This is a genomic window from Amaricoccus sp., assembly GCF_047602525.1.
Taxonomy (GTDB): Bacteria; Pseudomonadota; Alphaproteobacteria; order Rhodobacterales; family Rhodobacteraceae; genus Amaricoccus.
This window is the reverse complement of the sequence record NZ_JASGHB010000001.1, coordinates 3,765,198-3,789,028: the sequence shown is the minus strand read 5'-3', so window position 1 is coordinate 3,789,028 and position 23,831 is coordinate 3,765,198. Positions and strand designations below refer to the sequence as shown.

General features: G+C 70.9%; 25 protein-coding genes. 9 read left to right on the top strand and 16 right to left on the bottom strand.

The annotated features are described in order from the left end of the window. The first annotated feature begins 4 nt into the window (after positions 1-4). On the top strand, positions 5-787 hold the full coding sequence (locus QM699_RS19380; RefSeq protein ID WP_415012625.1) for a lysophospholipid acyltransferase family protein: 783 nt from the start codon (positions 5-7) through the stop codon (positions 785-787). On the opposite strand, the gene QM699_RS19375 is transcribed toward QM699_RS19380, so the two are convergent. From QM699_RS19375 to lysA, 4 genes are all read right to left on the bottom strand, one after another. After that, positions 757-1,185, bottom strand: a complete 429-nt coding sequence (locus tag QM699_RS19375) for a bleomycin resistance protein (RefSeq protein WP_415012624.1) — start codon at positions 1,183-1,185, stop codon at positions 757-759. The two genes, QM699_RS19380 and QM699_RS19375, sit on opposite strands and share 31 nt — an antisense overlap. Further along, complete coding sequence (locus QM699_RS19370; RefSeq protein ID WP_415012623.1) at positions 1,185-2,147, bottom strand: acetyl-CoA carboxylase carboxyltransferase subunit alpha; 963 nt, start codon at positions 2,145-2,147, stop codon at positions 1,185-1,187. The genes QM699_RS19375 and QM699_RS19370 overlap by 1 nt, the downstream gene beginning before the upstream one ends. 221 nt (positions 2,148-2,368) lie before the next feature. After that, positions 2,369-4,924, bottom strand: coding sequence for a TIGR02302 family protein (locus QM699_RS19365; RefSeq protein ID WP_415012622.1), 2,556 nt, complete (start codon positions 4,922-4,924; stop codon positions 2,369-2,371). Positions 4,925-4,957: 33 nt separating this feature from the next. Then, the gene (gene lysA / locus QM699_RS19360; protein WP_415012621.1) at positions 4,958-6,235 is read right to left on the bottom strand and encodes a diaminopimelate decarboxylase; all 1,278 of its coding nucleotides are present in this window, start codon (positions 6,233-6,235) and stop codon (positions 4,958-4,960) included. A gap of 130 nt (positions 6,236-6,365) precedes the next feature. Here lysA and QM699_RS19355 point away from each other — a divergent pair, with 130 nt between their 5' ends. Together QM699_RS19355 and QM699_RS19350 are read left to right on the top strand one after the other, a co-directional pair. Next, a complete protein-coding gene (locus tag QM699_RS19355) occupies positions 6,366-6,668 on the top strand; it encodes a type II toxin-antitoxin system RelE/ParE family toxin (RefSeq protein ID WP_415012620.1) in 303 nt (100 codons plus the stop codon). Continuing rightward, a complete protein-coding gene (locus QM699_RS19350; RefSeq protein ID WP_415012619.1) occupies positions 6,665-6,979 on the top strand; it encodes an addiction module antidote protein in 315 nt (104 codons plus the stop codon). The genes QM699_RS19355 and QM699_RS19350 overlap by 4 nt, the downstream gene beginning before the upstream one ends. Positions 6,980-6,995: 16 nt before the next feature. Here the strand turns inward: QM699_RS19350 and QM699_RS19345 are convergent, their stop codons facing one another. The 12 genes from QM699_RS19345 to QM699_RS19290 form a co-directional block, all read right to left on the bottom strand. Beyond that, positions 6,996-7,661 carry a hypothetical protein gene (locus QM699_RS19345; protein ID WP_415012618.1) on the bottom strand — a complete coding sequence of 222 codons (666 nt, stop codon included), beginning with the start codon at positions 7,659-7,661 and terminating at the stop codon, positions 6,996-6,998. Between the two features lie 19 nt (positions 7,662-7,680). Then, positions 7,681-8,499: a phosphate ABC transporter ATP-binding protein PstB gene (gene pstB / locus QM699_RS19340; protein ID WP_415012819.1), complete on the bottom strand. Its 819-nt coding sequence runs from the start codon at positions 8,497-8,499 to the stop codon at positions 7,681-7,683. A 38-nt stretch (positions 8,500-8,537) separates the two neighbouring features. Next, a complete protein-coding gene (pstA, locus tag QM699_RS19335) occupies positions 8,538-9,407 on the bottom strand; it encodes a phosphate ABC transporter permease PstA (RefSeq protein ID WP_415012617.1) in 870 nt (289 codons plus the stop codon). A 13-nt stretch (positions 9,408-9,420) separates the two neighbouring features. Then, positions 9,421-10,389 carry a phosphate ABC transporter permease subunit PstC gene (gene pstC, locus QM699_RS19330; protein ID WP_415012616.1) on the bottom strand — a complete coding sequence of 323 codons (969 nt, stop codon included), beginning with the start codon at positions 10,387-10,389 and terminating at the stop codon, positions 9,421-9,423. Between the two features lie 73 nt (positions 10,390-10,462). Beyond that, positions 10,463-11,497 (bottom strand): phosphate ABC transporter substrate-binding protein PstS, encoded by a 1,035-nt coding sequence (gene pstS, locus QM699_RS19325; RefSeq protein WP_415012615.1) that lies wholly within the window; start codon positions 11,495-11,497, stop codon positions 10,463-10,465. 116 nt (positions 11,498-11,613) lie between these two features. Beyond that, on the bottom strand, positions 11,614-12,162 hold the full coding sequence (locus QM699_RS19320; RefSeq protein ID WP_415012614.1) for a GNAT family N-acetyltransferase: 549 nt from the start codon (positions 12,160-12,162) through the stop codon (positions 11,614-11,616). Continuing rightward, positions 12,159-13,103, bottom strand: coding sequence for a bifunctional riboflavin kinase/FAD synthetase (locus tag QM699_RS19315; RefSeq protein ID WP_415012613.1), 945 nt, complete (start codon positions 13,101-13,103; stop codon positions 12,159-12,161). Before QM699_RS19315 ends, QM699_RS19320 begins: the two co-directional genes overlap by 4 nt. A 39-nt stretch (positions 13,104-13,142) precedes the next feature. Then, complete coding sequence (locus QM699_RS19310; protein WP_415012612.1) at positions 13,143-13,619, bottom strand: MaoC family dehydratase; 477 nt, start codon at positions 13,617-13,619, stop codon at positions 13,143-13,145. A 115-nt stretch (positions 13,620-13,734) separates the two neighbouring features. Beyond that, entirely contained in the window at positions 13,735-14,808 is a 1,074-nt protein-coding gene (locus QM699_RS19305; protein ID WP_415012611.1) for a threonine aldolase family protein, read from the bottom strand. Continuing rightward, positions 14,808-15,263 carry a YcgN family cysteine cluster protein gene (locus tag QM699_RS19300; RefSeq protein ID WP_415012610.1) on the bottom strand — a complete coding sequence of 152 codons (456 nt, stop codon included), beginning with the start codon at positions 15,261-15,263 and terminating at the stop codon, positions 14,808-14,810. The genes QM699_RS19305 and QM699_RS19300 overlap by 1 nt, the downstream gene beginning before the upstream one ends. 5 nt (positions 15,264-15,268) lie before the next feature. Continuing rightward, on the bottom strand, positions 15,269-16,099 hold the full coding sequence (locus QM699_RS19295; protein WP_415012609.1) for a ChaN family lipoprotein: 831 nt from the start codon (positions 16,097-16,099) through the stop codon (positions 15,269-15,271). A gap of 73 nt (positions 16,100-16,172) precedes the next feature. Continuing rightward, a complete protein-coding gene (locus tag QM699_RS19290) occupies positions 16,173-17,054 on the bottom strand; it encodes an RNA polymerase factor sigma-32 (protein WP_415012608.1) in 882 nt (293 codons plus the stop codon). A 292-nt stretch (positions 17,055-17,346) separates the two neighbouring features. On the opposite strand from QM699_RS19290, the gene QM699_RS19285 reads away from it, so the two are divergent. From QM699_RS19285 to QM699_RS19260, 6 genes are all read left to right on the top strand, one after another. Beyond that, a complete protein-coding gene (locus QM699_RS19285) occupies positions 17,347-17,724 on the top strand; it encodes a glutathione S-transferase N-terminal domain-containing protein (protein WP_415012607.1) in 378 nt (125 codons plus the stop codon). A 186-nt stretch (positions 17,725-17,910) separates the two neighbouring features. Next, entirely contained in the window at positions 17,911-19,413 is a 1,503-nt protein-coding gene (locus tag QM699_RS19280; protein ID WP_415012606.1) for a YifB family Mg chelatase-like AAA ATPase, read from the top strand. Positions 19,414-19,893: 480 nt separating this feature from the next. Then, positions 19,894-20,679: a 5'/3'-nucleotidase SurE gene (surE, locus tag QM699_RS19275; RefSeq protein WP_415012605.1), complete on the top strand. Its 786-nt coding sequence runs from the start codon at positions 19,894-19,896 to the stop codon at positions 20,677-20,679. 16 nt (positions 20,680-20,695) lie between these two features. Then, positions 20,696-21,343, top strand: coding sequence for a protein-L-isoaspartate(D-aspartate) O-methyltransferase (locus QM699_RS19270; protein ID WP_415012604.1), 648 nt, complete (start codon positions 20,696-20,698; stop codon positions 21,341-21,343). A 29-nt stretch (positions 21,344-21,372) separates the two neighbouring features. Next, positions 21,373-22,593 (top strand): peptidoglycan DD-metalloendopeptidase family protein, encoded by a 1,221-nt coding sequence (locus QM699_RS19265; RefSeq protein ID WP_415012603.1) that lies wholly within the window; start codon positions 21,373-21,375, stop codon positions 22,591-22,593. Positions 22,594-22,678: 85 nt separating this feature from the next. After that, complete coding sequence (locus tag QM699_RS19260; RefSeq protein ID WP_415012602.1) at positions 22,679-23,707, top strand: GSU2403 family nucleotidyltransferase fold protein; 1,029 nt, start codon at positions 22,679-22,681, stop codon at positions 23,705-23,707. Positions 23,708-23,831 lie beyond the last annotated feature (124 nt).

Sequence of the window (23,831 nt, the reverse complement as noted above, 5' to 3'; positions counted from 1 at the left end):
GGCGATGCTGCTGATCCGCTCGCTGGTGTTCGAGGTGCTGATCTATCTCGTCATGGCGGTGATGGGCATCCTCGGCGCGCCGCTCGCGATCTGGTCGGTCGACGGCGCCTATGCGGTCTGCCGCAGCTATGCCCGGGTGGTTTTCTTCCTCGCCCGCTGGATCGTCGGGATCCGCGTCGAGATCCGCGGCGAGGTGCCGTCGGGCGAGGTGCTGGTCGCGGCGAAGCACCAGTCGTTCCTCGACATCCTGATGATCTTCGAGGCGGCGCCGCGGGCGAAGTTCGTGATGAAGAAGGAGCTGAAGTGGACGCCGTTCATCGGCCTCTACGCGCTCCGCATCGGCTCCACCCCGGTCGCGCGGGGCCGCAAGGGGCAGGCGATGACGCAGATGGTCGCGCATGCCGGCCGGGCGACGCAAGGCGAGGCGGAGCCTCGGCAGCTCGTCATCTATCCGCAAGGGACGCGGGTGGCGCCGGACGCGCGGCTCCCGTTCAAGGTGGGAGCGGGCGTGCTCTACGACCGGCTGGGCGGCGTCTGCATCCCCGCCGCCACCAATGCGGGCCTGTTCTGGGGCCGTCGCACGCTCACCAAGCGGCCGGGGCTCGCCGTGGTGGCCTTCCTGCCGCCGATCGAGCCGGGGCTCGCGATCCCGGAGTTCATGGCGCGGATGGAGAATGCGGTCGAAGATGCCTCGGACGAGCTGATGCGCGAGGCGGGGTTCGAGCCGGGTCCGCGGCCGGAGCGGGTTGCTGCGGACTACAGCGAGCGGCGGCCGAGATCCTCGTAAAATCTCAGAAGATAGCCATCCGGGTCCGCGACGACGAACTGGCGATGACCGACTTCGTCAGGGTCGCTCCCGTGGTGCTCCCGGCGATACCATCGCTCCTCGGGCGCGAGGTGCAGCGGGTGCCCGTCGCGGGCGAGCGCGGACATGAGGGGGTGGATGGCCGGAACCCGGATCTGCACGTTGACGCCGCAACCGAGGCGATCAGCTCGGGCAAGCGGATCGAACGCGCGGCCGAGTCCGATCTGGTCGAGCATGAGCTCGGCCGCCCCGAGCGCGAGATAGGCAAAGCCCTCGTCCCGGCGCAGATAGCGCACCTCGAAGCCCAGCGTGTCGCGGTAGAAGCGGAGCGAGGTTTCCCAGTCCCGAACGGCGAATTCGGGCACCAGCGCTGCCGCCATCAGGCGACGAGAGACTTCTGGCCCATGTCGAGGAACTTCTTGCGGCGCGCCTTGCGCAGCTCGCCGCGCTTCACGCCGTCGAGTTCGGCGAGGATCTCGCCGATCGCGGTGCCGACGCGGGCGATGGCCTCGGCCTTGTCGCGTTGCGCGCCGCCGCGGGGCTCGGGGATCACCCGGTCGATGATGCCGAGGTTCAGCAGATCCTGCGCGGTCAGGCGCAGGGCCTCGGCGGCCTCGCGCATCTTCTCCGCGTCCTTCCACAGGATCGAGGCGCAGCCCTCGGGCGAGATCACCGAATAGATCGAGTGCTCCAGCATGGCGATGCGGTCGGCGGTGGCGAAGGCGACGGCGCCGCCGGAGCCGCCCTCACCGATGATGACCGACACCAGCGGCACGCCGATCTGCAGGCACTTCTCGGTGCACCGCGCGATGGCCTCGGCCTGGCCGCGCTCTTCCGCGCCCTTGCCGGGGTAGGCGCCGGGCGTGTCGACGAGGGTGACGACGGGCAGGCCGAAGCGGTCGGCGAGGTCCATCAGGCGGATCGCCTTGCGATAGCCCTCCGGCCTTGCCATGCCGAAGTTGCGGGCGATGCGCGAGCGGGTGTCGTTGCCCTTCTCGTGGCCGATCACCACGACCGACCGGCCGTCGAGCCGGGCGAGGCCGCCCATGATGGCGTGATCGTCGGCGAAGTTGCGGTCGCCGGCCAGCGGCGTCCACTCGGTAAACAGCGCCTCGATGTAGTCCTTGCAGTGCGGCCGGTCCGGGTGGCGGGCGACCAGCGTCTTCCGCCACGGATCGAGGTTGCGATAGAGGTCGTCGAGCAGGCTGTCGGCCTTGCGGTCGAGGGCGGCGGCCTCGTCCGTGACGTTCATCTCGGCGTTCCTGCGGGCCAGCGTCCGCAGATCCTCGGCCTTGCCCTCGATTTCGGCGAGGCCCTTTTCAAAGTCGAGATAGGTCTGCATGTCCGCTCCGTCGGTTCGGGCCGTATATTGAGCGGCGGGGGGCGGATTGCAACCCGTGTGCAATCACGGGATTTCACGGGTGAGATAGTTGGTATCCAGATGATTTAGAAGGGATTCATCTTCGACAATCTTCCATCCCGCCGTCTTGCCCCCTGACGGGCCGCGATCGGTGGATGCAAAGCGCCTGCCGACCCCATGGTCGGCGGGGAGCGGAGGCCGGCTCAGAACATGTCGAGGAGCCGGCGCAGATAGTCGAGCTCGATCTCGGGGCGCTGCATGTCGCCGGAGCGGCGGCGGATCTCGTCGAGGAGCTGGCGGGCGCGGCCGATGCTGTCGGCTTCGGGCAGCATGTTCTGGCCGGTGCCGATGCCGCCGCGCGAGCCGACCGGACGGCCGAGCGGGTCGCGGCCACCCTCGGCGGTCGACTCTCCCGCCGCCTGCCCCTGCTCGCCTTCGCCCGGTGCCTGGTCGCGGCCGGCACGGCGCATGTCGTCGCCCATCTGCCGGATGCCCTCGTGCAGGCTGTCGATGGCATCGGACTGCTTGTCGAGGGCCCCGGGCACGTCGCCCTTCTCGAGGCCGTCGCGCGCCTCGCCCATGCTGCGCTCGGCATTCTCGAGCGCCTGCCGGGTGGCGTCGCTGCTGCCGCCGGGCAGATCGCGCTTCAACTGCTCCATCAGGCCGCGCAGGGCTTCCTGCCGTTCGGCGAGGCTGCGCGAGTCGGCGCCGCCCTGCCCCGGGCGCTCCTGCCCCTGCTCGCCCCGGCCCTGCTCTCCCCCGCCCGGCTGGCCCTGCTGGCCGGGGCTGCCCTGGTTGAACTGGCGCTGCAGCTGCTGGAAGCTGTCGTCGGCGAGGCCCTGCTGCTCGCGGAGCGCATCGGACAGGCCCTGCATGGACTGCTGGCCCTGCCCCTGCTGGCCGGGCTGCCCTTCGCCCTGCCCCATCTGCATCTGCATGTTCTCGAGCATCTGCTGCAGCATGTCGAGCAACTGCTGCGCCTCGGCCTTCTTGCCCTGCTCGGACAGCTCCTGAATTCGGTCCATCAGCTGCTGGATCTGGTCTTGGGTCATGGTCTGGCCCGGCGGGATCTGCGCCTGCTGCTGGTCGCCGCGCTGGATTGCGTCGCGGGCCATCTGCTGCATGTAGTCGCGGGTCGCCTGGCGCAGCTCGTCCATCAGGCGGGCGACCTCCTGGTCGTCGGCGCCGTTCTCCAGTGCCTGTTCCAGCCGCTGCCTGGCCTTGGCGAGGCGGTCCTTCGCGTCACCGAGGCGGCCGTCCTCGATCTCGACGGCGGCCTTCCACAGCGCCTCGGCCACTTCGTCGCGCACCTGCGGCACGCTGCCCGCGGCATCGGCGGCCGCGAGCCGGCGGATCGCGGTGCGGACGACGAGGTAGGTGCGCGGGCTTTCGAACACGTCGTCGGGCTGCCACGTCACCGCGCGGAGAACCTGCGCCACCCGCGGCGCGTTGGCTGCCGACCAGAGCAGATCGCGGCGCTGCTCGATCAGCGCCATCGCCAGCGGATCGTAGAACGAGCGCATGGGCAGGACGGTCGCAACCGCCGGGCTCTGCCCGGTCTGGCCGATGGCGTCCTCGGCGGTCAAGCGCACGGTCACGGGCAGGCCGGCGAACGGGCTCTTGGAAAAGTCCTCGACCAGCGTCTCGCTCAGGTCGGCGCTGCCGCCGGTCATCGGCAGCGGCAGGTCGGCGACGAGGGGCGGCCGGGCCTCGGGGTCGACCGCGAGGCCGAAGGTGCGGGTCACGCGGGAGAGGTCGAGGGCGATCTCGGCGCGGGCCGCGGTGATGCCGTGGTCGTCGCGGGCGGTGTAGGCGAGGCTGGTCTCGCCGTTCGGCCCCCGCTCGAGCCCGCCGCCCGTGAGCGCGATGGTGGGGGCAACGTCGGGCTCCATCGCGAAGGACCAGGCGCCGAGGGCGTGGCGACTGTCGTCGAGGCTGACGCTGCCGCTTTTCGTCACCTCGAATTCCGCCGACTGGATGCCCGGCGCGGCCTCTGCCAGCGTGGCCGGTGCGGCAGAGACGTCTTCGGTCAGCGCGAAGCTGCGGCTGTCGCCATAGGCGCGGACGGTGACGCGCGTGCCCTGCGGCACGGAGACGGGCGCCGTGCCCGCCACCTCCGACAGGTAGAGCGTCGGTCGGCCGGTGTAGGCGGGCGGCTCGGCCCAGCCCTCGAAGCTCGGGCCGGTGGCGGCGGCGGGGCCGCCCACGTTGCCGAGCGCCGCGACCACCGACTCGACGCGGCGGTCGGGTGCGAAGGCGAGCGCCGCCACGACCGCGACCAGCGCGCCGAGGCGGATCGCCCACGGGTCGAAGCGGGCGAGGCGCAGGTCGGGGACGAGCGGGCGGGCCCGGGCCGCGGCGCGGCGCATCCGGGCGATGTGCGCGGCCCAGACCGATTGCGCGCCCGGATCGCCGGCACCGAGGGCGGGCACGTCGCGCAGGCTGGCGAGCGGCCGGCCGGGCAGCGTGGCGTCGAGGCGTTCCCGCGCCGCATCGGCGGTCGGCCAGCGGAACCGACGGGCGCCGAGGCCGAGGAGCGCGAGCAGCAGCAGGGCGACGACGCTCGCGACGGCGGCGACCTGCGGGCGGGTGAGGATTTCGGCGAGGCCGAAGGCGAACGCGGCCCAGGCGAGGCCGGCGGCGGAGAGGAACGGCCAGAACGCGCGGGCGAGCGATTCGAGCCCCATGGCGAGGCGGCTGCGCAGCACCACCCGCGCCAGGGCGTCACCACCCCGATCCGCTGGCCGCTTCGCGCTCATCCGCCTGGGCTTTCTGCTGGCACGCCGTCTCCCTTACGGGATCTCGGGGATCCACGACGGGATGCTATCGCGCTTCAGCATTTCGTCAAAGCTCGGACGCGCCCGCACCACGTCGAAGTGATCGCCGTTGACCAGCACCTCGGGCACCAGCGGCCGGGAGTTGTATTCCGACGCCATCACCGCGCCGTAGGCGCCGGCCGAGCGGAATGCGACGAGATCCCCCTCCCCGAGCGGCGGCAGCGGCCGGCCGCGGGCGAAGGTGTCGCCGGTCTCGCAGACCGGGCCGACGACGTCGACGAGCGGCATCTCGGCGCCGGGAGCCGGCTCGGCGACGGGGACGATATCGTGCCACGCGTCGTACATCGCCGGGCGCACGAGGTCGTTCATCGCGGCATCGACGATCAGGAAGTCGCGGCCCTCGCCGTGCTTCAGCCAGATGACGCGGGTGAGCAGGAGGCCGGCATTGCCGGCAATGAGGCGGCCGGGCTCGATCTCGATCTCGCAGCCGAGCGGGCCGACCGTGCGGCGGATCACCTCGCCATAGTCGAACGGCAGGGGCGGCGCCTCGTTGGCGCGGCGGTAGGGGATGCCGAGGCCGCCGCCGAGGTCGACGCGGGCGATGGCGTGGCCGTCGGCGCGCAGGTCGCGCACCAGATCGGCGACGCGGGTGAAGGCGGCTTCGAACGGCGCGAGGTCGGTCAGCTGGCTGCCGATGTGGACATCGACGCCGACGACGGCGATGCCGGGCAGCGCCGCGGCCTCGGCATAGACGGCGCGGGCGCGGGCGAGCGGGATGCCGAACTTGTTCTCGGACTTGCCGGTGGCGATCTTGACGTGGGTCCTTGCGTCCACGTCGGGGTTGACGCGGAGCGCGATCGGGGCGGTCAGGCCGAGGGCGCTGGCGGTCTCGGACAGGGCGAGAAGCTCGGGTTCAGACTCGACGTTGAACTGGCGGATGCCGTCCCGGAGGGCGAGGGCCATCTCATCTCGCGTCTTGCCGACGCCGGAGAAGACGATGCGCTCGCCCGGAATGCCGGCGGCGCGGGCGCGGCGGTACTCGCCGCCGCTCACCACGTCCATGCCGGCGCCGAGCGAGCCGAGGAGGCGGAGGACGGCGAGGTTGGAGTTCGCCTTCACCGAATAGCAGATCAGGTGGTCGAGGCCGGCGAGGGCGTCCTCGAAGACGCGGAAGTGCCGGGTGAGAGTGGCGGTGGAATAGACGTAGGCCGGCGTGCCGACCGCCTCGGCGATCGCGGGCAGGGGCACGTCCTCGGCGTGGAGGATGCCGTCGCGGTAGGTGAAGTGGTCCATGGTGTGCCCCCTGTCGGGGTTCCCGTATCGTGCCGTTGCGGGCGGGATCAAGGGGCGGGATGCGGGGACGGGTGTAACCTGCGGGTTACGGCTCCTTGCCCTGTGACCTGGAGTGTGATATGCAGGTTACATGATCCTCCGCACCCTCATGGAGACCGAAGAGTTCTCCGAGTGGCTGCGGAGCCTCAGGGACGACAGGGCGAGGGCGCGCATCGCGGTCCGGCTCGACCGGGCGCGCGAGGGAAACCTCGGTCGTGTCGAGCCGGTTGGCGAAGGGGTGTCCGAGCTGAAGATCGACTACGGCCCCGGATACCGGGTCTATCTGAAGGAGCACGGCCGGGTGCTGGTCGTTCTGCTCTGCGGCGGCGACAAGAGCAGCCAGAAGCGGGACATCAGGCGGGCGAAGAAGATCGCGAAGGAGTACGGCTTATGAAAAGGCTCCGCACCTTCGATGCGGCGGAATACCTCGATACCCCGGAGGCGCAGGCGGAGTTCATCTCCGCGGCGCTCGAGACCGGCGATCCGGGCTACGTGGCAAAGGCCATCGGAACGGTGGCCCGCGCCCGCGGGATGACCGCGATCGCCCGGGATGCCGGGATCGCGCGGGAGGCGCTCTATCGCTCGCTCAGCGAGACGGGGGATCCGAAGCTCAGCACCCTGATGGGCGTCATGCGGGGGCTCGGGATGCAGGTGAGCGTGGCGCCCGCTACCGGAGCGGAGGTTGCGGGGGCGAAGTCCCGCTGAGAACGCCGGGCCTGGCTCACCGTGCCAGCGCGGGCGCGGCGAGGAAGCAGGGGTCGGACATACTGTCGATCAGTCCCTGGGTGCGGCCGATGGCGGACATGAGGGCCATGCGGCTGCGCAGGCTCCCGGTGTGCTCGATGGCGCCGATCCCCTCCATGGCGTCGCGATAGTCGCGGATGCGGTCGGGGGCGACGACGAGCGGCGGCAGGCCGGAGCGGGCGAGGACGTAGCTCGCGAGCAGCGTAGAGCTGCGGCGGTTGCCCTCGATGAAGAGCTGCGGCGCGGCGACGACCTGGACGATGAGCCCGGCGGCGAAGGCGCGGGGCGTGGCGGTGCGGTGGCGCTTCACCCAGTCGTTGAGCGCGTCCACCCCCTGGCCGGGGCGGTCATAGAACCAGGCGCGCGTCGCCTCGATGTGGTCGGCGTAGGCCACCCGGCGCTCGGGGGTGACGCCGCAGAGGACGCGGAGGTTCAGCTCGAGGATGCGCGCGCTACCGCCGTAGGCGAAGAGCTCGATGCGATCCGCCAGCAGCCCGTCGACGTAGCGATAGCCTTCGAGCACCCGGCGGCTCACGTCGGCCGCCGTCGCGGGCGCGGGATCGAGGCCGCCGCGAAGCTTGGCCTCCCGCTGGGCGTCGAGCGCCGCCTCGATGGCGGCGAGATCGAGCCGCGCCCAGTCCATCAGCGCCCTTCCACCGGCCTCAGCTGAATTCGCCGGAGATGTAGCGCTTGGTCAGGTCCTGCTTCGGGTCGTGGAAGATCTGCTCGGTCTCGCCGACCTCGCAGAGGAAGCCGGTGCGGCCGCCCTTGGAGATGTCGACCGAGAAGAAGGCGGTGGTGTCGGCGACGCGCATCGCCTGCTGCATGTTATGGGTGACGATGCAGACGGTGTAGTCCTTCTTCAGGTCGAGCATCAGCTCCTCGATGATGCGCGTGGCGATCGGGTCGAGGGCCGAGCAGGGCTCGTCCATGAGCAGCACGGTCGGCTCCGTGGCGATCGCGCGGGCGATGCACAGGCGCTGCTGCTGGCCGCCGGAGAGGGCGAGGCCGTTCTCCTTGAGCTTGTCCTTCACCTCGTCCCAGAGGCCGGCGCGGCGCAGGGCGTACTCGACGCGCTGCTTGTAGTCGCCCTTGTAGCGGTTGAGGCGCAGGCCGAAGGCCACGTTCTCGAAGATCGACATCGAGAACGGGTTCGGCTGCTGGAACACCATGCCGATGTGCCGGCGCACCACCACCGGGTTCACGTCGCGGGCATAGATGTCCTGGCCGAGGAAGTTGACCTGGCCCTCGAGGCGGAAGCTCGGGATCAGGTCGTTCATGCGGTTGAGCGAGCGCAGCACGGTCGACTTGCCGCAGCCCGACGGGCCGATGAAGCCGGTGATGCCGTTCTTCTGGATCGCGATGTCGGTGTCGCGGACGGCGAGGAACTTGCCGTAGTGGATCTTGTCGATCTTCGCGTCGATTGCCGGGGTGGACGAGACCTTCGACTGCGCGGCAGTGGCAGCGGCGGGGCGGGCCATTTCGAGGACGGACATGGGTTTGATCTCCGGTTCCGGGGTCAGACGCGACGCGCGCTGATGAGCCGGCTGAGGATGTTGAAGGCGAGCACGATGAGCACGAGGACGAGCGAGGCAGCCCATGCGAGCTCGATCTGGTTCGGGAACGGCATGCCCGAGAAGTTGTAGATGAGGATCGCGAGCGAGGCGGTCGGCTCGCGCAGGCTGGAGATCCAGTAGTTCGAGAAGAGCGCGGTGAACAGCAGCGGCGCCGAGTTGCCGGCCGCGCCCGCGACCGCGAGCATGACGCCGGTCAGGATGCCCGGCATCGCCGTCGGCAGCACGACCCGCAGCATCGCCTGGGTCTGGGTGCAGCCGATGCCGAAGGCCGCGTCCTTCATCCGCTGCGGCACCATGCGGATCGACTGCTCGGCGGTCAGCATGATCGTCGGCAGCATCAGCACCGCGAGCGCGACGCCGCCGGCGATCGCCGAGTAGGTGCCCATCCAGAGCACCAGCGACGCGTAGACGAAGACGCCGGCGAGGATCGACGGAAAGCCGGTCAGCACCTTGGCAATGAAGCGGGTGAGGTCGGCGAGCTTGCTGTCCGGCGCGATGAAGCCGAGGAAGATGCCGCCGAGGATGCCGAAGGGGACGGAGAACAGCGTGGCGAGCGCCACGACCACCAGTGTTCCGACCACGGCGTTGCCGAAGCCGCCGCCCATCTCGAACCCGGCCGGCGGCAGCTCGGTGAAGAGCGCGAGGCTGAGCCGGGCCCCGCCGCGGGTGATGAGCATGTAGAGCACCGAGAGGAGCGGCACCGCGGCGGCGAGCGCCACGATCCACAGCAGCACGGTGAGGACGGTGTTCCGGAGGGCGCGACGGTCGCCAAAGGAATGGCGCAGGTCGGGCGTACCCGGATTGTCGGTCATGATCGCAACCACCTCAGCTCACCTTCTGCCTGGAGGACATCGCCATGATGAGCGTGCCGACCACATTCACCGCGAGCGAGATGACGAGGAGCACGATCGCGGCGTACATCAGCGCCTCGGTCTCGATGCCGCTGGCTTCGGGGAACTGCGAGGCGAGGAGCGAGGCCAGCGTGTTCGCCGGCGAGAACAGCGACCAGCTGATCTGGTTCGAGTTGCCGATCAGCATGGCGAGCGCCATCGTCTCGCCGAGCGCCCGGCCGAAGCCGAGCACGAGGCTCGCGAAGATGCCGGAGGTCGCGGTCGGGATCATCACCTTGGTGATCGCCTCCCAGCGGGTCGTGCCGAGGCCGAAGGCCGCTTCCTTGGTCTTGTAGGGAATGAGCGTGAAGGCGTCCTGGCTGATCGCCGCCACGGTCGGCAGCACCATGATCGCGAGCACGATCACCGCCGGCGCCATCGAGGGGCCGGAGAACGAGGTGGAGAACAGCGGAAACCAGCCGAAGGTGTCGTGGAGGAACGCCGCGATCGGGCGGAGCGCCGGGATCACCACGTAGATACCCCAGAGGCCGTAGACCACCGACGGGATCGCCGCCAGCATCTCGATCACCGTGCGGAACACCCGGGCGAGGCGGGCGTCGAGAAAGTCCTGGGTCAGGAAGATCGCGACCGCGACGCCGAAGAAGGCGGCGATGGCGAGGGCGAGGATCGAGCTGTAGAGCGTGCCCCAGATCTCCGCGAGGACGCCGAACTGCTCCTTGCCCGGATCCCAGACGGCGCCGGTCAGGAAGCCGAAGCCGAAGCGCTCCATGGCGGGCATGGCGCGGTAGCCGATTTCCCAGAGGATATAGGCGAGCAGGAGGACGACGAGCCCACCCGCCGCGTAGGCACCGCCGCGGAACAGCCGATCGCCGAGGATCTCGCCCGGCGACGGCGGCCGCGATGCCGACCGGCTGCCCTCTTCTCTGAAGTCGGTGGAACTCATCCGCTTGCCCCCGAAGGTAAAGCCGGCGCGGTCCCCCTGACCGCGCCGGCGACGTTTCCGTTTCGCGTCAGGCTCAGGAGCCGGCGCCGATCTTCTCGGCCGCGGCCTTGACCTTCTCGATCACCGCCTCGGGCATCTCGATGTAGCCGAGGCTCTCCGCCATCGCCTGGCCGTCGGTCAGGCCGTAGGCCACGAGCTGCTTCATCGCCTCGGCCTTCGCCGGGTCGGCGACCGACTTCGGGAAGATCATCCAGGTGAACGTGGCGATCGGATAGGCGCTGTCGCCCTCCGGATCGGTGATGAAGGCGCGCATCTGGTCGTCGAACTGCGCGGTGGCGAGCGCTTCCGCACCGCCTTCGCCGCCGGCCGGGATGAACTTGCCGGCCTTGTTCTCCAGCTCGGCCATCGGCGTGCCGGTGAGCTTGGCATAGCCGAACTCGGTGTAGCCGATCGCGCCCGGCGTCTGCATGACGGTGGCGGTCACGCCGTCGTTCTTCGGCGCCTTCACCAGCTTGCTCGAGGCCGGCCACTGCACGGAGTTGCCGACGCCCGGGCCCGCCTTGAAGTCGGCGTCGATGGCCGACAGGTGGTTGGTGAAGTTGAAGGTGGTGCCGGAGCTGTCGGACCGCACGACGACGGTGATCGGCATGTCGGGCAGCGTGACGCCCGGATTGGCGGCGGCGATCTTCGGGTCGTTCCAGTTGGTGATCTGGCCGAGGAAGATCTGCGGGTAGACCTCGCGCGGCAGCTTCAGCTCGGAAACGCCGGGCAGGTTGTAGATGAGCACGATCTCGCCCGCCGTCATCGGCAGCAGCACGGCGTTGCCGCCGGCCTTGGCGATGTCCTCGTCCTTCATGGCCGAGTCGGAGGCGGCGAAGTCGACGACCTTGTTCAGGTAGTCCTGGATGCCGGCGCCCGAGCCCTTCGACTGGTAGTCGACGGTGATGCCGTCGGACTTCGAGGAGAAGTCCTTGAACCAGGCCGAATAAAGCGGGAACGGGAAGCTGGCGCCCGAGCCGGTGAGGCGGGTCTCGGCGTGGGCTTGGGCGCCCACCGCGGCGATGGCGATGGCAGCCGCGAAGGCAGCGCCGAGGAAGGAAAGACGCATCGGGAGATCCCCATGTGACAGCTTGTTCGCGGCTGCTTTAACGTTTTCGTGTGACGCGTGCGTGACAGACCGTCACAAAGCCCGGGAAGCCGCCATGCGCCCGATGCATGGCTGTTTCAGGCGCGCCGCGGGAGCGTGAAAAACAGGTGGCGGCGCAGGTGATGGCCTTCGGGGATGCGCGGGTGCTCGAAGCCCAGCGACGGCTGCGGCCGCATCCCGAGGCGTCGCGCCACGGCCTGCGAGGCGAGGTTCGCCGGCACGATGATGGCGGCGATCTCGTCGTCCGGGAACGTGGCGAAGCCGTGGTCGATCCAGGCGCGGGCCGCCTCGGTGGCGTAGCCCTGACCCCAGTGCGCGCGGGCGAGGCGCCAGCCGACCTCGAGCGCGCCATCCTGCGGCGGTCCGATCTCGGGCAGGGCGAGCCGGTTGAGGCCGACCATGCCGATGAGGACGCCATCGGAGCGGCGTTCGACGGCGGCGAAGCCGATGCCGGCCGCGCTCCACGCCCGCTCGAGGCGCTCGACCAGCGCGTCGCTCGCGGCGCGGTCGAGCGGGGCCGGAAAGTGGCGCATCACCTCCGGGTCGGCGTTCAGCGCCGCGAAGGGCACGGCGTCGCGCGGCTCCCACCGTCGCAGCCGCAGGCGCGGGGTGAGCAGCGGTGTCACATCGCCCCGGCTTCGGCGAGGCGGGCGCGGGCGTCCTCGACGTCGCGACCGATCTGCCCGACCAGCGCCTCGAGCGTGTCGTAGCGCACTTCCGGGCGCAGGAAGTCGACGAGGCCGACCGAGACTTCCTCGTCATAGAGATCGCCGCTGAAGCCGATCAGATAGACCTCGAGGTTCGGCGTCCCGTCACCGGAGACGGTCGGGCGCACCCCGAACGACGCGGCGCCGGGGTAGCGGCCACGGTGCGGGCCGCTCAGCACGTCGACGGTGACGGCATAGACGCCGAACCGCGGCAGGTGCAGGCCGTCGAGCGACAGGTTGATGGTCGGAAAGCCAAGCTCGCGGCCGAGCTTCTTGCCGTGTTCCACCCTGCCCTGCACCCGGTGCCAGTGGCCGAGGATGCGTGCGGCGCGGCGCGGCTCGCCGGCGGCCAGCGCGGCGCGGATCGCGGTGGAGGAATAGTCGCCCGCGTGATCCGAGACCAGCGGCGCGACGGCAACGCCGAAGCCGTCCGCGAGCGTCTTCAGCGCCTCGGTGTCGCCGCTGCGCGCCCGGCCGAAGCGGAAATCGGCCCCGACCGCGACGAAGCGCACGCCGAGGCCCTCGACGAGAACGTCGCGGACGAAGGCCCGCGGTTCGAGCCCGGCGAGGTCGGGCGTGAAGGGCAGCTCGTAGAGCACCTCGACGCCGAGCTTCGCCATGCGGCTGGCGCGCGCCTCGGCGGTGGTGAGGCGAAAGGGCGGCGCGCCGGGCGCAAAGAACGCGCGCGGGTGCGGCTCGAAGGTGACGACGCCGAACGGGACGCCAAGCTCGGCGGAAGCGGCGTGGGCAAGGGCCAGCACGGACTGGTGCCCGAGGTGGACGCCGTCGAAGTTGCCCATCGCCACGGCGGCGCCGCGATCGGCGGCCGCGAGCCCGCGATAGTCTCGGATCAGCTTCATGGGCCCCCTGGCGGGGCCGATGAAGCCCGCCCCGTCGCGTCAGTCGAACTTGCGGCTCGGCGCGAGCACCAGCGCCTCGCCGTCGAGCACCACGGTATCGCCCACCCGGCAGGCGCAATCAAGCGTGACCCGGCAGCGCGCGTGGTCGACCTCGCGGACCACGACGCTCGCCTCCACCCGGTCGCCGGGGCGGACGGGGGCGCGGAAGCGCAGGCTCTGCTTCAGGTAGACCGTGCCGTGACCGGGCAGCTGCTGGCCGATGACGGCGGAGATCAGCGCCGCGGTCAGGATGCCGTGGGCGATGCGGCCCTCGAAGATCGTGTCCCGGGCATAGTCGTCGTCGAGATGCACCGGATTGTGGTCGGTCGACAGCTCGGCAAAGAGCGCGATCTCGCGATCGCCGATCGTCTTGGCCACCGAGCGCTCCATCCCGACTTCGATGTCGTCGATGAAGATCGGGCCCATGGAGAGCGGGCCCATGGAGAGCGGGCGGGCCGGAGAAGTGTGTTCGCGCATGTCCAGCCTCGGACCCTCGCCCCAGTTTGTGCAACGCACCATAACCCGGGACGAACGCTCACGCAACAATCTTGCGCAAGAATACGACCAAATGACGAGACATGTTGAAACGAAATTACCGAACCGCCACGGGGGCTCCGGTGTGCAGGGTCTGGAGGAAAGCGTCGACATCCGCCTCGGTCGTCGACCAGTTGCAGACCAGCCGGGCCGACAGCAGATCGTCGGGCGCGCCTTCGAGGCTCTGGTGGCCGGGCCAGAGGAAATATTGCGCCCCGGCGGCGCGGGCCGCGCGGTGACCGGCGCGCGGCCAGGCGGCGAAGACCGCGTTGGCCTCGGTCGGATGCATCAGTCGCGCTCCCGGCAGCGCCGCCAGGCCCTGGGAAAGCTGCCGGGCGCGAGCGTTCGCCTCGCCGGCGAGCGTGCGCCAGAGATCGTCGCCGAGATAGCCCTCCATCTGCGCCGAGAGATAGCGGTGCTTCGAGAACAGGTGCCCGCCCCGCTTGCGCCGCAGCTCGAACTCCCATGCCCGCGCGGGATCGAACAGGATCACCGCCTCGACCCCCATGCAGCCGTTCTTGGTGCCGCCGAAACTCAGCACGTCGACGCCGGCGCGCCAGGTCAGCTCCGCGGGGGTGCAGCCGAGAAAGGCGAGGGCGTTCGCGAATCGCGCACCGTCCATGTGGACCGGCAGCCCGTGCCGCCGCGCGAGGCCAGACAGGCGCGCCACGTCGGCGGGCGTGTAGACCGTGCCGGCCTCGGTGGCGTTGGTGAGGCTGAGCGCGCCACGCTGCACGTTGTGGACCCCGGCCCGGGCGGTGAACCCAAGGGCGGCCTCAAGGGCCTCGGCCGCGATCCGGCCATGCGAGCCGTCGACCAGCGTGAGCTTCGCGCCGCCGGTGTAGAACTCCGGGGCACCGCACTCGTCCTCTTCCACATGGGCGGTGCGGTGGCAGTAGATCGTCGCCCAGGGCGGGCACAGGCAGGCGAGGGCCAGCGCATTGGCCGCGGTGCCGGTCGGCACGAGATAGACCGCCGCATCCGGCGCCTCGAACACCTCGCGCAGCCGCTCGGTGACACGGGCCATCGCCGCGTCGGCGCCGTAGGACGCCGCATGGCCCTGGTTGGCGCGGAGCACCGCCGCCATGACCTCGGGGGCGGCAGGGCTCGTGTTATCGGAAGCGAACCACATCAGACGTCCTCCTCGATCACATGGTCCGGCCAGTCGTCCTCGTCGACCGAATACTCCGGCACCATGCGCCCCTTGAGCGATACGCCGGCCCGATGGACGCTCTCCGGATCGCCGGAGATCAGCGGGTGCCACGGCTCCAGGTCGCGGCCCTCGTGGACCAGCCGGTAGGCGCAGCTGCGCGGCATCCAGGCCAGCACCTCCTCGAGGTTCTCCTGCCCGAGCGCGACGCAACCTGCGACCAACTGCCGGCGCAGCGCATAGTTCCCGCAGCGGCAGCTGTCGAGATCGAGCAGGCGGCAGGCGATGTTGGTATAGGCGACCTCGCCGCTGTCCTCGTCCTCCAGCTTGACGACGCAGCACTTGGCGCAGCCGTCGCAGAGCGCCTCCCATTCCGCGCGGGTCAGCTCGTCGAGAGGATAGCGCCGCCAGAACTGCGGACGGAGACCCTTGGGCATCGCGGTCACGGCTCCCCGGGGGTGAGGCCGGCGCAGGGATCGCCCCGGGGAACGACGGGCGCGAGCAGCACGGCGTCGTAGTCGGCGGCATCGTCGGGCGGCGTCTCGAACTGGCCGACCGCGAAGACCTTCAGCTCGGGCGCGGCCAGTGCCAGCAGCGCGGGGGCGCCGCGGCGGCGGCTGGCGTGGCCGCTGCCGGCGATCACCACCACCTTGCCGTCCCCGGTCATGGTGCGCGCCCAGAGCGCCGCGTCGGCAATCTCGGCATCACGCAGGCGCTGCGCCTCGACCATGCGGGGCAGCATCTCGGCCGGCAGCGCGCCGCAGTGCGCGGCCGCCTGCTCGGCCTCGCGGCGCAGCTGTTCCGGCGTCGGCAGCGGCTTGTCGAGGCCGTAGGTGCTGGCATCCGGCCCGAAGACACCGGCCGCGCCCTCCACCATCGCCCGCTTGACGTCGGCCTGCGACTGCTCTGCCCCGAAGACCCGCGCGTTGGGGGCCGCGGTGAGGATGGCGGCATAGAAGGCGAAGTCCGGCCAGCCGCTCTGGTCCCAGCGCAGCGCGGCGGCGATCTGTCCGGGCCCGGCGCCGTGCGTGCGCAGGTCGTTCACCTCGTCCTCGGCGGTCTGCGGGATCATCTCGAACACCAGCGCGTCCGGCTGGAGCGCGGCCACGACTGCGGCCTGGTTGTCGTGATGCGCGGGATTGTCATGGACTTCGCCGACGACAACGATGTCCGCGCCCTTCGCCCCGGCCACGACCTCGGCGAGGCTGGACGGGCTCGCTGCGCCCGGCAGCAGCAGGGCGCACGCCAGTGCTGCAATCCGAACCCGTTGCACGCAAGCAACTCCGCGACCTGAAGAACCGGCGGCACTATCGCATGCGCCGCCGGGAGGGTCACGCGATTCCGCTTCAGGCGGTCGTCAGCAACTCGGCAGCCGAGCCGGTGGTCGCTTCGAGGCGCTTGCGCAGCTTGTTGAGCGCCTGCGCCTCGAGCTGGCGAATCCGCTCCTTCGAGAGCCCGAGCTCCTGCCCGAGGCTTTCGAGCGTGCGCGGCTCGTCGCGGAGCTTGCGCTCGACGATGATCATCCGCTCGCGGGCGTTGAGCGAGCCCAGCGCGTCGGCGAGCCAGCCGCGCACCCGGTCGAGGTCGGCGTTCCGCGTCACGGTCTCGGCCGCCTGCGGCGCATCGTCCTCCAGCGTCTCGAGCCACTCGCGGCCCTCCTCGCCCGCCTGCTGCGCGTTGAGCGAGAAGTCGGAGCCGGCGAGGCGGGCATCCATCATCTCGACGTCGCGCAGCGGCACGCCCACCTCCTCGGCGATCTTCTCGCGCAGCTGCTGGCCGTCGAGGATCTCGCCGTTCGCACCGGCCTCGCGCTCCAGCCGGGCACGAACGCGGCGCAGGTTGAAGAACAGCGCCTTTTGCGACGAGGTGGAGCCGGTGCGCACCATCGACCAGTTGCGCATCACGTAGTCCTGGATCGACGCCTTGATCCACCACACGGCATAGGTGGAAAAGCGCACGCCGCGGTCGGGGTCGAACTTCTCGGCCGCCTTCATCAGCCCGACGCCCGCCTCCTGGATCAGGTCCGGCATCGGCGCGCCGTAGCGGCGGTAGCGAGAGGCCATGGAAATCGCGAGGCGCATGTAGGCATTCACCAGCCGGTGCAGCGCCTTTTCGTCGCGCTCGTCGCGCCAGGCGCGGGCCAGCGCCAGCTCGGTCTCGGCGTCGAGCATCTCCGCGCCCATCGCGCGCCGCGCAACCGTTCGGAGCCCGGGTTCCTGGAATGCCATGTCGCGCCCTCCTGTTGCTCCGCGGCGCGCGGGAGCGCCCCGATCCAAGCCTGCCTTAACTGTCTCTGAACGTGCTACGCGCGGACTGAACCCCTGGATCACCCCCGACGTTCCATTCATAGGGCATTTGCGTCCGCGACGCCGCGGCGGTTCGGCGGCCGCCGGGCGCCAGTTCGCGGCAACTGCCCGGAAACCTGCGGGATTCCGCTGCAATCGGAGCATTCTTCACCAGCGGGCTTGCGCCACCGCACGATGGCGTGAACTGTGGCGGCGACGGCAGAAGGCCGAAGCCATGTACACGCTCGCGATCGCCGACCGCGCCTATTCCAGCTGGTCCCTGCGCGGCTGGCTGACGTTCGTCCGCTTCGGGCTGCCGGTGACGCTCGAGGTCGGCCGGCTCTATTCGCCCGACCTGCCAGCGCTGCTGCTGCGCTATGGCGCGGCGCGGACGGTGCCGGCGCTCCGCATCGCGGCGGATGGCCGGGAGCGCGCGTTGTGGGACAGCCTCGCCATCGCCGAGACGCTGGCCGAGCGGCACCCGGAGGCCGGTCTCTGGCCGGCCGACCCGGCGGCGCGCGCGATGGCGCGGACGGTGGTGGCCGATCCGGTCGAGCAGGAGCACCACGACCTCGACCTGCCCGAGGTGCCATGGCGCGGGCCGCTGGCCTGAGAGGCGGCAAGCCCCCGACGGCTCGGCCTCGCGGGTCTTTCGCGTTCATGTCTGAAGGACGGGATCTCGAAAATCCTCTCGCCGGCCCTCCGCCGCCGATTCTCCAGACAGCCGCCGGGCGGTTAACCCTTCCGCAACGCCGCGCCGCCACGGTCGCCCGCATCGCAACGCGGGAGCTTTCGGCGCATGGTGGCGCGCGCCTATACGGTGGCCTTCCAGGGGGTCGAGGCGCGCCTCGTCGAGGTGCAGTGCGCCATCACCGCCGGGCTGCCGGCGTTCAATCTGGTCGGGTTGCCCGACAAGGCGGTCTCGGAGGCGAAGGAGCGGGTGCGCGCGGCAATGACTGCGATGGGCCTCGCGCTGCCGGCGAAGCGCATCACGGTGAACCTCTCGCCGGCGGACCTGCCCAAGGAGGGCTCGCATTTCGACCTGCCCATCGCGCTGGCGCTGCTGGCCGCGATGGAGGTGCTGCCGACCGACGAGGTGGCGGCGCAGGTGGCGCTGGGCGAGCTGTCGCTCGACGGCTCGCTGGTGCCGGTGATCGGGGCGCTTCCCGCCGCGCTGGCCGCGGCCGAGGCCGACTGCGGCCTGGTCTGCCCGGCGGCCTGCGGCGCGGAGGCGGCGTGGGTGGGGGCGGTGCAGGTGATCGCGCCGAAGTCGCTGCTGGCGCTCGTCAACCACTTCACCGGCCGCGGTGCCCTGCCGCCGGCGGAGCCGGGGACGGTGGCCGCGACGGGGCCGCTCAAGGACTTCTCCGAGGTGAAGGGCCAGGAGAAGGCCAAGCGCGCGCTGGAGATCGCCGCGGCCGGGCGGCATCACCTGCTGATGGTCGGCCCGCCCGGTTCCGGCAAGTCGATGCTGGCGGCGCGGCTGCCCGGGATCCTGCCGCCGCTGGAGCCGGCCGAGGCGCTCGAGACCTCGATGATCCATTCGCTCGCCGGCCTGCTGGACGAGGGCGGCATCTCGCGCGCCCGGCCGTTCCGCACGCCGCATCACACAGCCTCGATGGCCGCGATCGTCGGCGGCGGCCGGGCGGCGAAACCGGGCGAGGTCAGCCTCGCGCATCATGGCGTGCTGTTCCTCGACGAGCTGCCGGAATTTCCGCGCACGGTGCTCGAAACGCTGCGCCAGCCGATCGAGACCGGCGATGTGGTGGTGGCGCGGGCGAACGCGCATGTGCGCTATCCCTGCCGGTTCATGCTGGTCGCGGCGGCGAATCCCTGCCGCTGCGGGCATCTGGCCGACCCGGCCCGCGCCTGCGCCCGGGTGCCGGAGTGCGGGGCGGAATATCTCGGGCGGATCTCCGGGCCGCTGCTCGACCGCTTCGACCTGCGGGTCGAGGTGCCGCAGGTGCCGGTGGAGGAACTGTCGGCCGCGCCCTCGGGCGAGCCGAGCGCCGCCATCGGCGCCCGGGTCGCCGCGGCGCGGGCCGTGCAGCGGGCGCGCTTCGAGGGCATCGACGGCGTGAGCGTCAATGCCGATGCCGAAGGCGAGCTGCTCGACGCCATCGTCGAGCCGAGTGAGGACGCGCGCAAGCTCGTGACCGACATCGCCGCCCGCTTTCGCCTGAGCGCCCGGGCCTATCACCGGGTCCTGCGCGTGGCGCGCACCATCGCCGACCTCGAGGCAAGCGCGACGGTCGAGCGCCGGCACATCGCCGAGGCGGCGGGATACCGGCTGGCGCTGTAGCGGGGCGCTCGGCGCATCGGGTCGCCGCATGGGCTTCGGGCAACCCGCCGCACCACGAAGGCCCCCGCCTCCCGCGAGTCGAGACGATGACGCCTGACGGATGTCCGTCGACAAGTCCGTCCGCGGCTGCCCCTGCGGGGAGCAGACGCGTTGCCGCGCCAGCCGGTGCAGCCACGGCCGGATTGGCGCCCTTCCGCAGAAATCTCCACCCCTGACGGTCTCCGCGCGGTCCCCGCGCTCCCTGCCGTTGGCGCGGCGAAAGCCGTGCCTTCGCTTGTCGCACCTGCAACTCGCGTGCGCAGGCGCCCGCTTCGGTCGCACAAGCATCGCATCATGTACCAAGCTGCCATTTTACAATGCACTGCCCGCCGCTTCACGCGTAGAGCCCCCTGATTTCGCGCGCCCACCTCGCCCGGCCCCGCTGGACGCGCCCGCGGCTTCTCCCTAGAACGGCCGCCAAACGGGGAGAGGGGCGGCGGAATGCGGATTCTGGTCACGAACGACGATGGCATCAGCGCGCCCGGCCTCGTGGTCGCCGAGGAAATCGCCGCGGCGCTGGCGGGGGACGGCGGCGAGGTCTGGACCGTCGCACCCGCGTTCGAACAGTCCGGGGTCGGCCACTGCATCTCCTATATCCGCCCGATGCGGCTGGAAAAGCTCGGGGAGCGGCGCTTTGCCGTCGAAGGCTCGCCCGCGGATTGTGTGCTCGCCGGCGTCGGCGAGATCATGCGCGACGCGCCCCCGGACCTGATCCTGTCCGGCGTCAACCGCGGCCACAACGTCGCCGAGGACACGGTTTACTCGGGCACGATCGGCGGGGCGATGGAGGGCGCGCTGCACGGGTTTCGCTCGATCGCCCTGTCGCAATACTACGGCGCCCCGGCCAATGCGCCCGCCGATCCGTTCGCGGCGGCACGGGCGCACGGGCCGGAGGTGATCCGGCGGCTGCTCGCGGCCGACATCTGGCCGCGCACGCCCTACGCCGCGTTCCACAACATCAACTTTCCCGCGGTGGCCGCCGAGGCGGTGCGCGGCGTGCGCGCCACGGTCCAGGGCGCCCGCCCCGCGCCCACCTTCGGCGTGCTGCCGCATGTGGCGCCGAACGGGCGGACGTTCCTCTGGCTCACCAACGCGACGGGCAACGCCGGCACGGCGGAGGGCTCGGATTCGCGCGAGTGCCACGACGGCTTCGTCACCGTGACGCCGCTTTCGGCCGACCTGACGGTGCGCGCCCTGCTCACGCCGCTTGCGCAGGCCCTCGGTTAGGGCGAGGCTTGCGCCCATGCACCCCGCGGAACAGCAGATGCAGTTCGTCTTCACCCTGCGCTCGCGCGGGGTGACGAACGCCGAGGTGCTGAAGGCGATGGAGTCGACGCCGCGCGCCGACTTCCTCGAAGGGATCTTTCGCGAGCGCTCGTTCGAGGACACGCCGCTGCCGATCGAATGCGGCCAGACAATCAGCCAGCCGACCGTGGTCGGGCTGATGACCCAGGCGCTGGAGGTGACGCGGCGCTGCAAGGTGCTCGAGATCGGCACGGGCTCCGGCTATCAGGCGGCGATCCTGTCGCGCCTCGCCCGGCGGGTCTATACCGTCGAGCGGCACCGGCGGCTGGCGCGGCGGGCGAAGGATCTGCTGCTGAAACTCGCGATGCACAACATCACCGTGGTGCACGGCGACGGCTCGCTCGGGCTGCCGGAGCAGGCGCCGTTCGACCGGATCATCCTGACCGCCGCCGCCGAGGATCCGCCGCAGCCGCTGATCGACCAGTTGCGCCCCGGCGGGATCATGGTGCTGCCCGTCGGGCAGTCGAACGCGGTGCAGACGCTGATCCGCATCGCCAAGACCGAGACCGGGCTCGACTACACCGACCTCGGCGCCGTGCGATTCGTTCCCCTTGTGGAGGGCGTGGCCCACGACGTATTGGAGTGACCGGAGTGGGAATGACGGGAGAGAGGGGCATGCGGCGCACCCCCGACAGCAGCGACTCGGCCCTCCGTCCGGCTGCGATCGCGCGTCTCGCGCTGGTCCTTGCGGCGACGCTCGGGGTTGCCGGATGCGCGGGCAACTCCTGGAACCCGTGGGGAGGCAACGCCGGTCCGGTGGACGCGGCGGCCCCTGCCCCCGCGGTGCAGAACCTGCCGGAGGATTCGCGCGGGGTCATCACCTACGCGAGCTATCAGGTGGCCGTGACGAAGGACGGCGACACGCTGCAGAGCGTCGCGGCCCGGGTCGGCACCACGCCGGAGGCGCTGGCCAAGCGCAACGCGCTGCCGGCGGACTATCTGCTGCACCAGGGCGAGGTGCTGCTGCTGCCCGACGGGGTGGCCCGCCCCGCGACCGGCCTTGACGACGGCGGCGTGTCGACCCAGCCGCTCGGCGGCGCGTGGTCGGCCGCGACCGCCGCGGCGGCGATCGACGGCGCCAGCCCGTCCGGCGGCACCACCCCGGCGCCGGCTGCGGCCGGGAGCAGCGCGAATCCGTTCCAGAACGGCCAGAAGACCCCGCTGATCGACCCGGTGCGCCACCGCGTCGAGAAGGGCGAGACCGCCTATTCCATCGCCCGGCTCTACGGCGTGTCGGTGACGGCGCTGGCCTCGTGGAACGGGCTCGGGCCCGATCTCGCGGTTCGGGAGAAGCAGGAGCTGCTGATCCCGATCGTCAGCGACGCCAACCGGATCTCGAGCGCCGCCGACGTCGACACCCAGCCCGGCCAGGGCACGCCCGTCGCGCCGCCGCCACTGGCCGCCGAGCCGCTGCCCGACGACATCGCCGAGGCGGCCGAGCCGGCCTCGCCGAACCTCGGTCAGTACCGCACGCCCCAGGGCGGGCGGCTTGGCGCGCCGGTGAGCGGCGCCGTCACGCGCAAGTTCAACGCGGCGCATCCGAACGGCATCGCCTTCTCGGCCGCGCCCGGGACGGCCGTGCATGCGGCCGGGTCGGGCGAGGTGGCGGCCGTCACCGACGCGGTGGGCGGGCTCGGCACCATCGTGCTGATCCGCCACAAGGACGATCTCATCACCACCTACTCCACGCTTTCGGACGTGACGGTGAAGGAGGGCGACCGGGTTCAGAGCGGCCAGGTGATCGGCAAGGTGGCCGAGCGCGACAAGCCCGAGCTGCAGTTCGACGTGTTCCGCGGCACCACCAACGTCGACCCAACGCCGTATCTCGGCGGCTGAGCCTACCCTACAGGAAATTATTCGTAGGGTAGGATTGGAGTGGATGGCGTGCTACCCTACGAATCATTTTTCGTAGGGTAGGCGAATGGTCCAGCATCACAGTGCCATCGGAACCGCCGCCTGGACCGATCTGCTGCGGATGCTGAAGGACGCGAGCCTGTCCGACCTGCGGGGCTCTCCGAAGCTCAAGACCGTCGGCCGGAAGCGATACTGGTACGACCAGTACCGGCTGGGGACCGAGGTCGTCGATCGCTACATCGGCGAGGACACGCCCGAACTGCGCGAGCGTCTGGAGCGGAGCGCGGCGATCGCCCGTGCGCTGAAGGAGAACGAGCAGAGCCGGGCGCGGCTGATGCGCGTGCTGCGCGCCGAGGGCTATCTCATGGCCGACGCCGGCACCGGACAGGCGATCTCGGCCATGGCGCGGGCCGGGGTTTTCCGTCTCGGCGGCACCCTCGTCGGCACCCAGGCCTTCCGGCTCTACGAGGGCGAGCTTGGCGTGCGCATCGGCCTCGACCATGCGGCGGTGACGGACGATATCGACATCGCGAGCTTCGAGCGGCTGTCGATCGTGCTCGGCGACAGCGTGGGGGATTCGCTCGGCGATGTCTTCTCCCAGCTGAAGTTCGAGCCGACCCCCTCGCTCGACGCCGGCAGGGTCTGGCGCTGGCGCCAGACCGACCGGACAACGCTCATCGAATTCCTGACGCCCTCGTTCAGCGCCGACGAGGGCATCCGCGACCTGCCCGCGCTGGGCGTGAGCGCGCAGAGCCTGCATTTCCTGAACTTCCTGATCGCCGAGCCGCTGCGGACGCCACTGCTCTACCGGGCGGGCGTCCTGGTGCAGGTCCCGCGGCCGGAGCGGTTCGCCATCCACAAGCTCATCGTCGCCGACCGGCGCAGGGAGGGCCCGGAGGCACTGAAGGCCCGCAAGGACAGGGCCCAGGCGGCCTTCCTGATCGACGTGCTGGCCGAGGAGCGGCCGGACGACCTCGCGGAGGCGTATGCGGCGGCGCTGGCGAACGGGCCTTCCTGGCGTGCGCGGCTGGCCGCGACGCTTGCCCGCATGCCCCGGGAGGCGGAGCGTCTCGCCCGGCTGGACGGGAGCGCTTGACCGGGCGCGGGCAGATGTTCCGTGTTCGCTCTCATCAATGAAGAGCCTCGAGCCAACGGGTGGGTGGCAGGCATCGTCACCTGCCGGCAGCGGCCGGGAACGGCAAGGGGCGCGATCTTCCCGA